This window comes from Hymenobacter armeniacus, from assembly GCF_014699055.1.
Lineage (GTDB): Bacteria > Bacteroidota > Bacteroidia > Cytophagales > Hymenobacteraceae > Hymenobacter > Hymenobacter armeniacus.
Map to the genome: position 1 here is coordinate 556,879 of NZ_JACXAC010000004.1, position 14,971 is coordinate 571,849.

The 14,971-nt window shown below is 64.1% G+C and carries 14 protein-coding genes; 7 read left to right on the forward strand and 7 right to left on the reverse strand.

Annotated features, from left to right (window positions below):
- Positions 1–35: 35 nt before the first annotated feature.
- Positions 36–560 (forward strand): hypothetical protein, encoded by a 525-nt coding sequence (locus IC234_RS13650; RefSeq protein ID WP_190925519.1) that lies wholly within the window; start codon positions 36–38, stop codon positions 558–560.
- A 79-nt stretch (positions 561–639) separates the two neighbouring features.
- Here IC234_RS13650 and IC234_RS13655 read toward each other — a convergent pair whose 3' ends face one another.
- The 3 genes from IC234_RS13655 to IC234_RS13665 form a co-directional block, all read right to left on the reverse strand.
- The gene (locus tag IC234_RS13655; RefSeq protein WP_190925521.1) at positions 640–1,374 is read right to left on the reverse strand and encodes a hypothetical protein; all 735 of its coding nucleotides are present in this window, start codon (positions 1,372–1,374) and stop codon (positions 640–642) included.
- A 130-nt stretch (positions 1,375–1,504) separates the two neighbouring features.
- Positions 1,505–2,242 carry a hypothetical protein gene (locus tag IC234_RS13660; RefSeq protein ID WP_190925523.1) on the reverse strand — a complete coding sequence of 246 codons (738 nt, stop codon included), beginning with the start codon at positions 2,240–2,242 and terminating at the stop codon, positions 1,505–1,507.
- Positions 2,243–2,274: 32 nt separating this feature from the next.
- Positions 2,275–3,837 (reverse strand): hydroxymethylglutaryl-CoA reductase, encoded by a 1,563-nt coding sequence (locus IC234_RS13665; protein WP_190925526.1) that lies wholly within the window; start codon positions 3,835–3,837, stop codon positions 2,275–2,277.
- A 502-nt stretch (positions 3,838–4,339) separates the two neighbouring features.
- Between IC234_RS13665 and IC234_RS13670 the strand changes: the two genes are divergently transcribed.
- From IC234_RS13670 to IC234_RS13680, 3 genes are all read left to right on the forward strand, one after another.
- The gene (locus tag IC234_RS13670) at positions 4,340–5,155 is read left to right on the forward strand and encodes a phytanoyl-CoA dioxygenase family protein (protein ID WP_190925528.1); all 816 of its coding nucleotides are present in this window, start codon (positions 4,340–4,342) and stop codon (positions 5,153–5,155) included.
- A 93-nt stretch (positions 5,156–5,248) separates the two neighbouring features.
- A complete protein-coding gene (locus IC234_RS13675) occupies positions 5,249–6,028 on the forward strand; it encodes an SDR family NAD(P)-dependent oxidoreductase (protein WP_190925530.1) in 780 nt (259 codons plus the stop codon).
- Between the two features lie 183 nt (positions 6,029–6,211).
- Positions 6,212–6,685, forward strand: coding sequence for a hypothetical protein (locus IC234_RS13680; protein WP_190925532.1), 474 nt, complete (start codon positions 6,212–6,214; stop codon positions 6,683–6,685).
- Positions 6,686–6,715: 30 nt separating this feature from the next.
- Here IC234_RS13680 and IC234_RS13685 read toward each other — a convergent pair whose 3' ends face one another.
- Both IC234_RS13685 and IC234_RS22195 read right to left on the reverse strand, forming a co-directional pair.
- Entirely contained in the window at positions 6,716–7,057 is a 342-nt protein-coding gene (locus tag IC234_RS13685; RefSeq protein WP_190925534.1) for a hypothetical protein, read from the reverse strand.
- 252 nt (positions 7,058–7,309) lie between these two features.
- Positions 7,310–8,017 (reverse strand): phosphatase PAP2-related protein, encoded by a 708-nt coding sequence (locus IC234_RS22195; protein ID WP_190925536.1) that lies wholly within the window; start codon positions 8,015–8,017, stop codon positions 7,310–7,312.
- A gap of 168 nt (positions 8,018–8,185) precedes the next feature.
- Between IC234_RS22195 and IC234_RS13695 the strand changes: the two genes are divergently transcribed.
- Both IC234_RS13695 and IC234_RS13700 read left to right on the forward strand, forming a co-directional pair.
- Positions 8,186–9,520: an amidohydrolase gene (locus IC234_RS13695; RefSeq protein WP_190925538.1), complete on the forward strand. Its 1,335-nt coding sequence runs from the start codon at positions 8,186–8,188 to the stop codon at positions 9,518–9,520.
- A 221-nt stretch (positions 9,521–9,741) separates the two neighbouring features.
- Entirely contained in the window at positions 9,742–12,207 is a 2,466-nt protein-coding gene (locus IC234_RS13700; RefSeq protein ID WP_190925540.1) for a M4 family metallopeptidase, read from the forward strand.
- Positions 12,208–12,289: 82 nt separating this feature from the next.
- Here the strand turns inward: IC234_RS13700 and IC234_RS13705 are convergent, their stop codons facing one another.
- Positions 12,290–13,030, reverse strand: coding sequence for a hypothetical protein (locus IC234_RS13705; RefSeq protein ID WP_190925542.1), 741 nt, complete (start codon positions 13,028–13,030; stop codon positions 12,290–12,292).
- A gap of 81 nt (positions 13,031–13,111) precedes the next feature.
- Positions 13,112–13,882, reverse strand: a complete 771-nt coding sequence (locus tag IC234_RS13710) for a tetratricopeptide repeat protein (RefSeq protein WP_190925544.1) — start codon at positions 13,880–13,882, stop codon at positions 13,112–13,114.
- 198 nt (positions 13,883–14,080) lie between these two features.
- Here IC234_RS13710 and IC234_RS13715 point away from each other — a divergent pair, with 198 nt between their 5' ends.
- Positions 14,081–14,965, forward strand: a complete 885-nt coding sequence (locus tag IC234_RS13715; protein ID WP_190925546.1) for an alpha/beta hydrolase — start codon at positions 14,081–14,083, stop codon at positions 14,963–14,965.
- The last annotated feature ends 6 nt before the right edge of the window (positions 14,966–14,971 follow it).

Consider the following 14,971-nt stretch of genomic DNA (forward strand, 5'->3'; position numbering starts at 1 on the left):
GTATACTCGGTTCTTCTAATTCAAATATGACGACCATGAAAAGAATCTTCCTCCTGGCGCCCTTGGTGCTGTTTCTGGCCGTAGTGGGCTGCAAGAAGATTGACCAGCTGCTGACGTTCACCGTCGACACGTCGCAGAGCGTGGTCATTCCGGGGCTGCCGGGCTCCACGCAGCTGCCCGCCCCCGTCACGGTGACAACCAACTCGGCCGCTTCGTTTCAGAACAACAAGACCACCAAGGACAAGGTGAAGGACGTGTACCTCGAGGAAATGGTGCTAACCATCACCGACCCGTCGGGGGCCAACTTTGACTTTCTCGACAAGCTGGACGTGTACATCAACACGCCCAACACCAACAACAAAATCCTGCTGGCCAGCATCAGCAGCGTGCCCCGCGGCACCAACACCATCAAGCTGACGCCCACCACCGCCCGCCTCGACGAATACCTGAAAGCCGAGACGTATGAGCTGACCGTGGATTCGCGCTCGAACCGATTCAGTGCCAGCAACTTCACGGTGAAGGCCGATTCGCGCTTCAAGGTGACGGCCAATCCGCTTTAGTGCTGCCCTAAGCCAATCAACAAGAAAGCCGGCTCCGCAAGGGGCCGGCTTTTTTGTTGAGCGTTGAGGCCGCTGTTTCTTATTTCACCACCGCAATGCGGTTGTAGTGGTCCATCATCCGGGCGATGTCGGCGGGGCGGGTGTAGTCGAGGTGCTGGCCGGTGGCAAAGGTGCGCACGGCGTCGGCGCGGGCGCCGAAGAGGCGCAGTACCGACGCCTCGGAGGGCTCCAGCGGGCGCAGCGGCTCGGTGCCCACGGTGCCGGGGCCGGCCAGCAGGGTGCCCACCAGCGGGTGCTTGCCGTTGGGCGTGGCGTCGGGGGCGGGGGCGTAGAACCAGGCCAGCAGCTGCGGGCCGGCGTCTATGGCGGTGAGCACCTCCACGAATTCGCGGCGCGTGCCGGCGCTGCCTTCCTTCACCAGGCGCGAGCGGAAGCGGCGCAGGGGCTGGTCGGGGTTGCCGGCTTCGCCGAAGTCGAAGCCACGCAGGCTGCTGGCGGGCCAGAAATGGGTCGAATCCAGCTCCACCGAGTCCTGGGCTTCGAGCAGGTGCAGGCCGGCGTGGTAGCGCAGGCCCGGCACCAGCAGGTTGCGGCCGTCGAAAGTGCGCAGCGAGCCCGGCTGAAACGCATTGCCCCCCAGAAAGCCGGCGGGTTGCTGCCCCATCGCGGCGCGATATGTCCGAGCCGACGCGCTGGTGTTGGCCTGCTGGTAGGCCACGCGGGCTTCGGCGGCGTCGCGAGAGGTCTGGGCCGCCACCGGGCGAGCAAAAGCACCCAGCAGAATTGCAAAAAAGAAAGGCGTAAAGTTCTTCACAAATGAATAGCAGTAAAGGAATTCGCGTAAGGGGAAACAAATTTACAACAACTCGCTCAGCTGCCGCGAGGGTGTTCCAGCCTTTCCGCCCCGCCTCGTCAAATTCCGCTTAAAGGAGGTGGTGAAGCGGCTATTTTCCCTGCAAATTGTAGTATTCCACCATTCTTAGTACCTGCGCCAGGTCGGTATAGCTAAGGTGCTCTTTGGCCGCGTACGCTTCTACCTGCGGGGCGCGCGTGCCAAACAGGCGCGGAACCTCGCGCTGGTTGAGCGACACGGCGCGCAGGGGCTCCTGCGGCTTTATGCCCGGGCCGGCCACCACCACCTGGCCGATTTCGGTGCGGGCCGGCCGGGTCTGGGTCTGCAACACGGGGTCGTACTGGGCGTCGTCGTGCACGTAGTGGTGCAGCACGGCCAGCACCAGGAAGGCATTGTCGTCGCGGGTCAGTACCTCCACAAACTCACGCCGCGTGCTGCCGTCGCGCACCATGTAGGTGCGGAAATGCCGCGCATCGGCGCCCTGGCCCAGGTAAAAGCCGTCGAGGCTGCCCGGCGGCCACACGTGGCTGCCGGTCGAGTCGCGGGCTTCGAGCAGGTGCAAGGCCACGTTGTAGCGCATGGCCGGCACCCGCACGCGGCGCTTGTTGGGCAGCACCAGCACGCCGGGCTGCTCCACGCTCACGAGGTAGGCTTCGGGGGCGTTGATGAGGTCTTTGCGCATGCGCTCCAGCGCACCGGGCGAGTTGGCGCGTTGGTAAAGCTGCAGGCCGATGTCGCCCAGGTCGGGCTGCGACTGGGCCCGCGCTGGCGCCGCCAGCCCAACTGCCACCAGCAGCCCGGCCAGCAGCGCGGTAATCGAGGGTTTCATTCCTAAATCAGCTGAAATGTGTTGGTCGAGGCTTAGCGGTTGCGGCCGTACTGCTCGTGGCTGCTCACCCAGTCGGAGCTGCTGATGGCGGCGCCCAGGCTGAGCTCGCCGGCCAGCACCACGCCGGCCACGATTTCGGCAAACTTGCGCACCGTGCCGCGGCCCACGCAGCCCAGCATCTGCAGGCACTCGTTTTGGGTGGCCAGGCCGGTGCCGCCGCCGTGCGTGGCCACAATGAGCGACGGAATGGTGATGCTGATGTACAGGTCGCCGTCTTTGGTCACTTCCGAGTACAGAATGCCGGCCGAGGACTCGCTCACGTTGGCCACGTCCTGGCCGGTGGCAATGAACATGGCCGTGATGCCGTTGGCCGAGTGCGCGCCGTTGTTGTTGGCCCCCGAGATGAAGGCGCCCACGTTGCTCACCTGGCCGTGGTAGGCCAGTTGCTCGGGCGTCACGCGCATGCGCTGCTGCAGCACGTCGCGCTTCACCACGGCCTCGGCCACCACGCGCTTGCCGCGGGTGCGCATCACGTTGATTTGGCTGGCTTTTTTGTCGGTGGCAAAGTTCGATTCGAGGTAGAAGTGCTCGATTTTGACGTCTTTGTAGTTCTCCAGAATCCAGGAGCAGGCCGCAAAGGTGGCGCGGCCCACCATGTTCTGACCGGCCGCGTCGCCGGTGCTGAAATTGAAGCGCAGGTAGGCGAACTTGTTGCTCAGGTACGTGTCGATGTACTGCAGCTTGGCCACGCTGGACGTGCTTTCGGCCTGCGGCCGAATCAGGTCAATGTTGTCTTCCACCCACTTGCCGAAGTCGCGGGCGCCGCGCGCATCGGCAAACACAAACACCGGCGCCCGCTGCATGGCGTCGCCGATGACGGTGCATTTCACGCCGCCGCACAGGTTCAGCACCTGAATGCCGCGGTTGTAGCTGGCCACCAAGGTGCCTTCGGTGGTCGCCATCGGGATGAGGAAATCGCCCTGCGCGTGCTCGCCGTTCACGGTGAGGGGGCCGGCCAGGCCCACCGGAATCTGGGCCACGCCCATGAAATGCTCACAGTTGCCCTGCAGCTGGTGGGCGTCGAAGGAGTAGTGCTTGAGGTGCTTGAACTCCTTGCCCGAAAACTGCTCGGCGAAGCGCTGGCGGGCGGCCACGGCGGCTTCGGAATAGTCGTCGTCGGCGGCGCGCGGAATGCGGGGCTTGTGGTTGGCGGCGCTCACAATGGCGTCTTCCACTTCCACGTGCAGGTCGCCGAAGGCATCGGTCGAAAACCAGGCCTGCACCGGGTGCATGCCTTCGGGCAGGGCCGGCGTGTCGAGCACTATCATCAGGGAGCGGCCCACGGGCAGGTCGATGGCCTGGCCGTCGGCGTTTATCTGGCTGGCGGGGCGGCGCTCGCCGTCGCCCAGGTCCACCAATATTTTTTCGGCCGGCACCACCACGTCCCCAATCTGCACCTGCCGGAAGCCGGTGACTTTCACGGTGTCGAGCCGGTTTTTGATGCTGAAGGCCACGCCCGCGTTGTCGGGCAGGTTGTGCAGGCTGCCGCGCGTGTAGAGCAGCTTCAGGAGCATGGGGCTGGGGGTGAAAACCATTGTAGCGAAGGGCTGGGTGAAGGTGTGGGAATTGGGGCGCCGCAAAGCGCCGCGGTGAAGGTGGGGAATTTTGGCCAAAATCGCCAATTAATTGACCTGAACCGTCCGTGGAAAGTAACGCCGGCTGCGCCCGCACCAGCGGCCCTGTTTCTGAAGGCCGCCGCCGTGAGCTGCGTGCGGTGGCGCAGCAGAAATATTTTTGGGCGTTTGGCGGAGCTATTCACCGCCTTGCCAGACAAAAGCAAGAACCGCTCGCGGAGCTAAATCAACCTCCGTAAAGTATTTAGGCCGGGAGGCCGTCGGCAAGGGCCGGCAGCGGGCCCAAGTTCACCCGGAATTCACCCGGTCGGCACGAGCTTCAACCACTAAAACCCCTGCGGGGCGGCCCGGTTGTTAGCCGCCGCGCGCCGCGCGAAAGGCCCGCCGCACGGCCGGGCGCTTCGCAGGACGTATTACCTTTGTGCCCCGCCGGGAGCCCTCCGGCGGCTGCCCTTTTTCTGCTATGGCCTTATCTCCCGACTACCCCCGCTTCACCCTTGGCCATGCCCTCACGGCCGAGCAACGAGCCTTTTTTGCTAAATACGGCTTCCTTCATTTTCGCCCATTCGCGTCGCCCGAGTACGTGCAGCAGCTCCTCAAAGCCACCCAGGAGGTGCAGGCCCGCTGGCTGGCCGAGGGCGTGGAAAAAGTGAACGGCGTGCCCATCAAATACGGCCACGACGTGGACGGCTCGCGCATTGTGCAGCGCTTTGCCTTTGCCTCGCAGCACCACCCCGTGCTGCACGAGCTGCTGCAAGACGAGCGTTTCAAAGCCCTGTTTCCCCTGCTGGAAGCCGAAGGCGGCCGCGTGGGCGAAAACGAGAAAGACGGCCTCGTGGTGAACCACTACGTGAATGTGGAGGGCTCCGAGTTCAGCCAGATGGGCTGGCACACCGACTCGCTGCGCGACGTATTCTACGGCAAGCGCATCGGGCCCATGCTCAACGTGGGCCTGCACCTCGACGGCACCAAGGCCACCAACGGCGGCCTGCGCGTCATTCCCGGCACGCACCGCCAGGGCCTGCACAAGATGCTGTTTCGAAAAAAATACTACAAAGACGTGTTCTACGACCCCAACGAGGTGGCCGTGGAAACCGAGCCCGGCGACCTCACCGTGCACGACGGGCGCATGTGGCACCGGGTGGCGCAGTCGCCGCTGGTGGGCGACGCCAGCCGCCGCCGCGTGATGTACGTGCCCATCATCGCGGGCAAGTACCAGCCCAAAAGCCAGGACAGCCCCACGCCGTTCTACCTGCGGTTTCTGCACTTGGTGAAATAATTCGGTGAACAGTTAGCAGTGAGCAGTGAACAGCGTTGTTCGGTGAACTCCTGGCAACTGTTCACTGCTCACTGCTAACTGTTCACTGATAAAATGTACGCTCTCGTTACCGGCGCTTCGCGCGGCATTGGCCGGGCCATTTCCCTTCGGCTGGCCCAGCGCGGCTACGACCTGCTGCTGGTGGCCCGCTCCGAAGACCAGCTCACTACCCTGGCCCAGGAGGTAGCCCAGAAGCATAAGCGCCAAGCCCGTGTGCTGGCCCTCGACCTGGCCGCACCCGGCGCTGCCGACACCGTGGCCAACTGGGCCACCCAGCAAACCGACCAGCTAGCCATCTTGGTGAATAACGCCGGCTACGGCCTCTGGGGGCGGTTCGAGCAGCTCCGCCTGGCCGAGCAGCAGAACATGCTGCAGTTGAACATGAACCTGCCCGTGGCCCTCACGCACGCCCTGCTGCCCGCGCTGCACAAAGCACCCAAGGCGTATATCCTGAACGTGTCGAGCACGGCCGCCTACCAGGCGGTGCCGTCGCTGTCGCTCTATGCGGCCAGCAAGGCGTTTTTGCTCAGCTTCAGCCGCGGCCTGCGCTACGAGTTAAAGTCGAGCAACGTCTCCGTGACCTGCCTGTGCCCCGGCGCCACCACCACCGCCTTCGCCGACCGCGCCGGCATGGGCGCCGAGTTGCAAGCCACCGCCAATAAGGTGTCGATGACGCCCGAAGCCGTGGCCGAAGCCGCCGTGAACAGCCTGCTGGCCGGCGAGGCCGAAATCATTCCCGGCGTGCTCAACAAAGTATCGGCCGGCCTCACCAGCGTAGTACCCAAGGGCATCGTGGAGAAAATAGCGGCGGGGATTTACGAGAAGTATCTGTAGGACTTGGCTGGTATTTCGAACCCACCGAGTTCACGAAACTCATCTACTTGGCGCGTTTTGTAAACAGTGATTCGTAGACGAGTTTCGTAAACCCGCCAAGTGCCGCAGCCGCTTGCAGGCACCCAGTGGCGTGCTACAATTAGTAGTTTGCCGAAAGGAGCGTTTGCGGAATTACCTTCGGCTATGGAAGAACTCCCTGAAGCAGTCTTTGCCGTGGCCCTCGAACGGCTCGTCGTGGGGACCCAGGTAGCAACGGTGAAAGCTGGAGTTGGGACGGGCTCCATTTTCAGCCTGCATCTGCAGCCGACGAGTGGCGAAGTGCGCTACCTGATGGTGTACTGCGCTTGGAAGCTACTACGGACCGGCCGCGTGGCGTGCACGTGGCAAGACGCGGAAGCGTACCTAGCGGCGGCCTTGTCGGCCCACGAAGGCGAAGTGGTGGCAAGCGCCCAAATGGCCTCCGGCGGGGATGTGGCGCTGACCCTGCGCTCTGGAGCCGAACTCAAGCTCTTCGTGGACAGCTCCGCCCAAGACGCACCCCTCAATGCGTCCAACCCGTGCGATTATTTCGTGGAGGCAGCCGAGGGCATTTTCTCGTGCATCCGAGGCGCCTATTACCGGGAAGAGGCCTCGTCAGCTCGTCCGCAGAATGTATAGCCAAAGGGTAGCAAGGTAAACGCGCGTTTTCTATTGCTCAGGGGCCGGTACGTGTGCGCGCCGAGCGTACGTAATGGTGCTGGTTAGCGTGGTGGAGTCGGACGAAGGGATGGCCTGCCGAATCACAAGGCGCGTACGGGTCAGCGAGTCAATGGCCACGTCTACACTGTCGCCCGGCAGTCGCACCGCGCCCAGCCCGTGCGCCTCTGCTAAGCGAAACCCCGCCGGCGTGCGGGTGTAGCGGGCCCGCACCTGCACGTGCCCGCCGCGGTAGTGGCGCACTTCGGTGGGGGTAATCTCGCAGACCACCTGCCCGGCAGGGTACACGTCCGTTCGGGCGAACACGCGCCGCCCCATAAGGTTGGTTTCCACGCTCTGGCAACGCTTCGCCTCCCATACGCCCTGCAAGTGCACGTAATCCCTAGCCGGCTCTGCTGCCGGCGTGCAGGCACTGCTACCCGCCAGCACCGCACCCCATGCCAAGTACAAGTTCTTCATCCCACAAGCTAAGGACGTTTAGTCAAACGGTGGTTACCTTGAAAGGTAAGGACGTTCAAACCTCTACCTAAAAAAAGGCCCCGAAAACCTGCGTTTTCGGGGCCTTCGGGTGTGTCGCAAAAACGGTCAAAAAAGGATGGGTTCGTGAACGGCGGGCTGCCGCTTCGTAATCCGGCCCGCCAGCCAGTAGGCCAGCCAGGCAAAGAGCGGCGCCGCCAGCACATCGTAGGTGTAGTGCACGCGCTGCACCAGCACCAGCAGGCCCACGGCTACGGTCATGAGCACCAGGGCGCGACGCCAGGCGCGGCCGCGCACGGCCAGCACTAGCAGCGCCATGGTGGCCGTGTGGCCCGAGAAAAACAGGTCGCGCACAATGGGCTGCGTGGTCACTTCAAAAATGCGGTCCATCACCGGGTCGTGCAGCACCACCAGCGTGGTGGGCGGCTCCAGCGGCAGCAGCCACAGCGTGGCCATGCGCAGCACCTGCAGGAAATAGTAGCCCCACAGCGCCCGCAGCAGCAGATTGGGCCGCGGCAGGAGGTAGGCAAAAGTGCCCGCTATGGCCCCGTAGATGATGGCAAACGTGGGCACCGACACGTCGTGCACCGGCAGCAGCGCCAGCAGCGGGTCGGCCAGCAGGTGGCCCGGCCGCGCCTGGATGAAATGGTAAAAGCCCGGCACCACCGGCAGCAGGCCCACCAGCAATGCGAGCACCAACGCCAGCCGCAGCCGGAACGCCGGGCGGCTCCAGGCCGCGGCCCACCCCGTGCGGCGGCCTACCGCCGGGACCGTTTCGAGGGGAGAGGCAGTAGTAGGAGAAAGAAGATTGGCCACAATCAGACAGAAGAAAGCCCGTCAGCCAATTAGCTGCGGATAACTCAACGGGCAAAAATACGGCGGCGGCCCCACAGCCGTGCGCATGTTTGATAACCGGGGCGTAACATTACGCGCCGGGCATGCGTGCCCTGGGCCCTGATTGTTATTTCACTTTTTTCGCTCGTTATGCGCCGCTCCGCTACCCTTCTTCGTTCTCTTTTGGCCGGCGTGGCACTGGCGGCGCTGGGCCGCCTGGCACAGGCGCAGAACGCGGCCCTCAACGCCCGCATTGCCCAACTGGCTACCCAGGAAGAAGCCAAGGTGATTGCCTGGCGGCGCGACTTCCACGAGCACCCCGAGCTGGGCAACGAGGAAACCCGCACGGCCGGCATCGTGGCCGCCCACCTCAAAAAGCTGGGCCTGGAAGTACAAACCGGCGTGGGCCGCACCGGCGTGGTGGGCGTGCTGCGCGGCGGCAAGCCCGGCCCCGTGGTGGCCCTGCGCGCCGACATGGACGGCCTGCCCCTCACCGAAAGCAACGACTTGCCCTTCGCTTCCAAAGTGAAATCGACCTACCTGGGCCAGCCGGTGGGCGTGATGCACGCCTGCGGCCACGACACCCACGTGGCCATGCTCATGGGCGCGGCCGAGGTGCTGAGCCAGGTGAAAAAAGACGTGCCCGGCACCGTGAAGTTCATCTTCCAGCCCGCCGAAGAAGGTTCGCTGCCGGGCGTGGAAGGCGGCGCCAAGCTCATGGTGAAGGAAGGCGTGCTCGACAAGCCCAAGGTCGACGCCGTGTTTGGCGTGCACATTCAGGCCCAGACCGAGGTGGGCAACCTCACCTACCGCCCCGGCGGCGAAATGGCCAGCTCCGACCGGTTCACCATCAAGGTGCGGGGCAAGGGCGCGCACGGGGCCTACCCCTGGAACAGCGTGGACCCCGTGGTGACAAGTGCCCAGATTATCATAGGCCTGCAAACCATCGTGAGCCGCGAAATCAAGCTGATTGACGACGCGGCCGTGGTGACGGTTGGCACCGTGCACGGCGGCGTGCGCTACAACGTCATTCCGGCCGATGTGGAACTCAGCGGCACCATTCGGGCGCTCGACCCGGCCGTGCAGCAGCGCATCTGGGCGTCCATCCGTCGCATTGCCACCAACATTGCCGAGAGCGCCGGCGCCACCGCCGAAGTCACCATCGAGCCCTACGTGCCCGTCACCAGCAACGACCCCGCCCTCACGGCGCGCATGCTGCCCACGCTGCAAGCCGCCGCCGGCCCCGGCCACGTGCGCGAAATCAAGGCCGTGACCGGGGCCGAAGACTTTTCCTTTTACCAGGAGAAGGTGCCCGGCCTGTTCTTGTTTGTGGGCGGCATGGCCAAAGGCCAGGACCCCGCCACCGCGGCCGACCACCACACGGCCGGCTTCCGCATCGACGAGAGCGGCCTCACGCTGGGCGTGAAAACGCTGGCCACCCTCGCCGTCGACTACCTCGACAGTAGCAATCGTAAGCAAAAATAGGCCCGTTTTGGCCGATTCGGGTGAAAGGAATAATTCTATTTGTTAGAGTGCAAAATCGTCTTCATCAAACGTTCATGATTCGTACAAAATTTTGTCATAAGTATTAAAATTTTTAATCGACATCGATTGCGGAATGTAAAAATGGTTAGGTTGCGGCGGATTCACTGCGAAATATTCAACTTTTGCAGCGGGCCAAATTTCCCACCATCAACCCTTTTTACATGAGAAAACAATACTCAGCTGTAGCAGTAGCTCTGCTCGGCGCACTGGCCGCTACCACGGCACAGGCACAGGATGCGGCCCGCATTCAAACCAAAGTGTTGGGCAATGACAACCAGCCCGTGCTGGTGCAGTTTAGCCCCGAAGGAAAAATGGCCTACCGCGGCCTGAGCGGCGACCAAGTGCTGCGCCAGCAGCTTGGCCTCACCACCGCCGACCAAATGGTGCAGCGCACCCTGGAAACCGACCAGGTGGGCTACACCCACCAGAAGTTTGCCCAGTTTTACCAGGGCGTGCGCGTGGAGCACGCCACCTACACCGTGCACAGCAAAGGCGGCACCGTGGAAAGCATCAGCGGCGATTTTGAAAAGATTTCGGGCCTGAGCACCACGCCTTCGTTGAGCGAAAGCGCGGCCCTGACCAAGGCCCTGGCCCACGTGGGCGCCCGCAAGTACATGTGGCAAACCACCGAAGCCAACGCCGCCGAATTTGCCCCGCAGGGCGAGCTGGTGATAGTGCGCGACGGCCGCCAGAACGCCGAAGCCGGCCCCCTGGTGCTGGCCTGGAAGTTCAACGTATACGCCGCCCAGCCCATCAGCCGCTCCTTCGTATACGTGGATGCGCGCAGCGGCCAGGTCGTGTTGCAAGACAACATCATCAAGCACGCGGCGGCCACCGGCACCTTCGCCACGGCTTACAGCGGCAGCCGCACCATTGCCGATGGCACCACCACGGGCGGCTATTTCCTGCGCGAAACCACCCGCGGCCTGGGCATCCAGACATACAACTGCAAGAAGAGCAACAGCTACACCTCGGCCACTGATTTCATCGACGCCGACAACAACTGGACGGCGGCCGAATACAACAACGCCAACTTCGATAACGTGGCCGGCGATGCCCACGTGGGCGCTCAGGCCACGTACGACTACTGGAAAAACGTGCACGGCCGCAACTCCTACGACAACGCCGGGGCCATCATCAAAAGCTACGTGCACTTCGACGACGTGCCCGGCGGCGCCGGCTACGAGAATGCCTATTGGGACGGCGTGCGCATGACCTACGGCGACGGCGCTACCCGTTTCCGCCCGTTGACGGCGCTGGACGTGTGCGGCCACGAAATCGGCCACGCCGTGTGCGAAAAGACGGCCAACCTCACCTACGCCAACGAATCGGGGGCCATGAACGAAGGCCTGTCCGACATCTGGGGCGCTTCGATTGAGGCTTATGCCGTGGCCAACCTCGGCTTTACTTCGGGCGGTGTGAAAGCGAAGTCGACCTGGCTCATTGGCGAGGAAATCGACAAGCAGCAGGCCGCTTTGCGCTCAATGAGCGACCCGAAGTCGCTGGGCCAGCCGGCTTACTACAAGGGGCAGTACTGGGTGGCCACCACCTCGTCGCCGTCGAACGCCAACGACCAGGGCGGCGTGCACACCAACTCGGGCGTGCTCAACCACTGGTACTACATCCTGGCCGTGGGCAAATCGGGCACCAACGAAGGCGGCAACACCTACAGCGTGACCGGCGTGGGCATTGACGCCGCCGCCAAAATCACCTACCGCATGGAAAGCGTGTACATGACGGCCTCGTCGACCTACGCCCAGGCCCGTACCTACGCCATCCAGGCCGCCACCGACCTGTACGGCGCCGGCTCGGCCCAGGTCATTGCCGTGACCAACGCCTGGTACGCCGTGGGCGTGGGCGCGTCGTACACCGGCGGGGGCACCACCACGCCGCCGACCACCACCACGTATTGCACCATCAAGGGCACCAGCCAGTCCTACGAGTGGATTGACCTCGTGCAACTGGGCAGCATCAACCGCACTTCGGGCAAAGACGCCGGCTACTACAACGGCACGGCCCTGAGCACCACCGTCACCGCCGGCTCGGCCCAGACCATCTACTTCTCGGCCGGCTTCACCAGCACCGCCTACACCGAGTACTGGAAAATCTACATCGACTACAACAAGAACGGCGTGTTCACCGATGCCGGCGAACTGGTGGTGAGCGGCAGCAGCGCCAGCGCGGGCACCCTCAGCAGCACCTTCACCGTGCCCACCACCGCCCGCAACGGCACCACGGTGATGCGCGTGATTATGAGCGACAACTCGGCCACCACCAGCTGCGGCACCTTCAGCTACGGCGAAGCCGAGGACTACACCCTCAACATCACGGGCGGTGCGGCCCTCACCGCTCCGGCCACCCTGGCCGGCAATTCTACGCCGCTGGGCAATGAGGCCGCCAGCACCTTCGAGGTGTACCCCAACCCCGCCACCGACGCCCTGCGCCTAGCCCTGCCCGGCAACGCCGAAGCCCAGGACGTGACCGTGACCGACATCCGCGGCGCCCGCGTGGCCGGCGCCACCCTGCGCAACGGCACGCTGGACATCAGCGGCCTGGCCAAGGGCATGTACACCGTGAGCGCCAGCGACGGCCAAAAGGTGTTCCACCAGCGCTTCGTGAAAGAATAGCCCATTCGGCACTCCTCTGAGCCACAAAAAAGCCCTTCCGCAGCAGCGGAAGGGCTTTTTTTATGGCAAAATTCCGGCTGGGCTACTTCAGCTCGTAGTCCAGCTTGAGCATCACGGTGGCAAAGCCGTCGTTGTTGCGCGAGGCGCCGTTCAGGCGCTTGCTGATGTCGTCGAGCTGGTCGCCGGCCGAGAAATAGTAGTTGCCTTCGAGGCCGGCGCGCAGGCGGTCGGTGAGGCGCACGGCGAAGCCGGCGCCCACCGGAAACACGCCCGTCAGGGCCGGGTAGTCGTTGCGCTCGGGCGCCAGAAAACCGGTTTGGCCACCCGCACGCGTGGTGCCCAGGTAAGACTTGGGGTTGTAGAGCACCAGCCCGGCCCCGCCCTGTAGGTATACCTGGAACACCGGCGCCTCGGCCAGCGAAGCCGCAAAAATGGACTCGTCGGGCAACAGGTCGAAGCGCAGGAACACGGCCCCCAGGCCGTTGGTGCTGGTGAAGGCCAGGCCGCGCTCCTTGGCCTTGTCGCGGGCGCCCATCTCGAAGTAGGAGAACTCGCCGGCGATGTGCATGTGCGCCGTGAGGCGGTAGCGCACGCCCGCGCTCACGGCCGGGCCCAGGAAATTGTCGCCGAGGGCGTTGCCCAGGTCGCCGTCGTAAAACGTGGTGCCGCCGGCCAGCGTCACGTGCAGCGGGCCGCGGTAGTAGGGACGGCCCTGCCGGTTGTAGTGCCGCACCTCTCGGTGAAACTGGGCCTGCGCCGGCAGGGCGCCGGCCACGCCCACGCCCGCCACCAGGGCCTTAAATATCCAAGAACGAAACCGCATAGGTAGTCTAAGTAAAAATGGAGGAAGCCCCGGGTGACCCCTAACGACCACGCGGCGGAAATCCGTGTCTACGCGGCGGGCTTATTTAAAGGTGCCTTGCGGGTCGGGCAGCTTGGCCAGCAGGTCGGTCACGAGGTCGAGGTCGAGGCTGCTCACACTGGCGTTCTGGCCTTTGTGCACGGCGGCCCAGGCTTCGGCGTATTTCTCCTGGTAATAGAGGCCGCGGGCCAGCTGCTGCCAGGCAATGGCGTTGGCGGGGTCGGCGGCGGTGGCGCGCTGCAGCAGGTCGAGGCCGGTGGCGAGGTCCTTTTTCTTTTTGGTCTGGCTGTAGCGAATGAGGTAGCTCGTGCCCAAGTCGCTCATGATAAGCGAGTTGTTGGGCGCCAGCGCAAAGCCTTTGTTGAGCAGGCCAATGGCCGCGTCGGGGGTGGCGTCGGCGCTGGCCACAATGCCCAGGCCGCGGTAGGCGTCGGGGTTTTGGGGGTTGAGCAGCCAGGCCAGGTTGAAGCGGTAGGCGGCGGTGTCGGGGTTGTTTTCGCGCAGGTACTCGAAGCCTTTGGTGGCGAAGAACGTGCTGGCCTCGGTGGTGGAGGCAAAGCTGGCCGCAATGGCCTTGAGCTGCGCCTCGCCAATAATTTGGGTGGCCTGGGCGGGGCTGAGGCCGCCGAACAGCGGCAGCAGGCGGGCGGGCTTGCCGGGGGCCGCCGTGGTGGCGGCCAGGCTGCCGTCGGCGTTGGTGGCCTGGCCTTTGTTTTTGCGTTGGGCGTGGGCCGGAGGGGCCAGCAGCAGGCCCAGCAGCCCAACGGAGGCCACGGCCTGCGAAACGGTTTTGAAAGAAGCGGAGAGAAACACGTGGATGCGGTAATGAATAAAAAGAAAGCGTAACCCCATCAAAATGGGCCAGCTACGGATGCTGACAAAGATAAAGCCAACCGCGGCAAGGCCGGGCCGCGCCGCAGCCCTTGCCCGTGGGCAAACTGCGGCGGCCGCCGGGGCGTAGGTGAGCCACGCGGCGGGCACCTGCCCGTGGCTTTTTCTTGCTCGTTGTGTATGCGTCGTTTGTTGTTGGCGGTCCCGGTGGCCGCGTTGCTGGTCGTGGCGGTAGTGGTGCTGGCCACCGAATACGTGGTGGCCCGCCCCAGCCGCCGGGCCAAAGACGTGGCGTACGTGCCCGTCAATGCCCCCGATGTTGACAAAAAGCGCCACCTGCTCGATGTGTATTCGCCCAGGAAATCGGCGCCCCACGCGGCCGGCTTTCCGGTGGTGCTGTTCATCCATGGCGGCAGCTGGACGAGCGGCAACAAAAACCTCTACACCTTCATCGGCCGCCGCCTGGCCAAGCAGGGCGTGGTGGCCGTGGTCATCAACTACCGCCTGGCGCCGGCCGTGCACGTGCCCGAGCAGGCCGCCGACTGCGCCCGCGCCCTGGCCTGGACGGTGCAGAACATCAGCCAGTACGGCGGCGACCCCGCCCGCGTGTTTGTGATGGGCCACTCGGCCGGGGGCGGGCTGGCCGCCCTGCTCGCCACCGACGACGAGCTGCTAGCCGCCCACGGCCTGCCCCACAACCCCGTGCGCGGCGCCATTCTGGACGACCCAGCCGGGCTCGACATGTACAGCTACCTCCGGGAAATGAAGTACAGCAACGACGAGCAGTACCTCGTGCCCTTCGGCAACGACCCTACCGTGTGGAAGCAGCTGTCGGCCATCTACAAAATCAGGCCCGGCCTGCCGCCGTTCATTTTCTACCTTGGCGGCGAGACGTATCCCAGCATCAGCGGCAGCTCGGGGCGCTTCCGCGACAAGCTGAAGGCCTCCGGGCAGGCGCCGCTCTACACCATCATGCCCGGCCGACACCACATTCCCATGGTGCTGCAGCTGTATTGGCAGCACAACCTCATTTACCAAGGGCTACTGAAGTTTGTGGGGGCGTAGGAGGGT

What these genes read in the sequence shown, in the direction of transcription:
- IC234_RS13650 (WP_190925519.1), top strand. Translation starts at nt 36, where the DNA reads ATGAAAAGAATCTTCCTCCTGGCGCCCTTGGTGCTGTTTCTGGCCGTA.
- IC234_RS13660 (WP_190925523.1), bottom strand. Translation starts at nt 2,242, where the DNA reads ATGAAACCCTCGATTACCGCGCTGCTGGCCGGGCTGCTGGTGGCAGTT.
- IC234_RS13665 (WP_190925526.1), bottom strand. Translation starts at nt 3,837, where the DNA reads ATGGTTTTCACCCCCAGCCCCATGCTCCTGAAGCTGCTCTACACGCGC.
- IC234_RS13670 (WP_190925528.1), top strand. Translation starts at nt 4,340, where the DNA reads ATGGCCTTATCTCCCGACTACCCCCGCTTCACCCTTGGCCATGCCCTC.
- IC234_RS13675 (WP_190925530.1), top strand. Translation starts at nt 5,249, where the DNA reads ATGTACGCTCTCGTTACCGGCGCTTCGCGCGGCATTGGCCGGGCCATT.
- IC234_RS13680 (WP_190925532.1), top strand. Translation starts at nt 6,212, where the DNA reads ATGGAAGAACTCCCTGAAGCAGTCTTTGCCGTGGCCCTCGAACGGCTC.
- IC234_RS13695 (WP_190925538.1), top strand. Translation starts at nt 8,186, where the DNA reads ATGCGCCGCTCCGCTACCCTTCTTCGTTCTCTTTTGGCCGGCGTGGCA.
- IC234_RS13700 (WP_190925540.1), top strand. Translation starts at nt 9,742, where the DNA reads ATGAGAAAACAATACTCAGCTGTAGCAGTAGCTCTGCTCGGCGCACTG.
- IC234_RS13705 (WP_190925542.1), bottom strand. Translation starts at nt 13,030, where the DNA reads ATGCGGTTTCGTTCTTGGATATTTAAGGCCCTGGTGGCGGGCGTGGGC.
- IC234_RS13715 (WP_190925546.1), top strand. Translation starts at nt 14,081, where the DNA reads ATGCGTCGTTTGTTGTTGGCGGTCCCGGTGGCCGCGTTGCTGGTCGTG.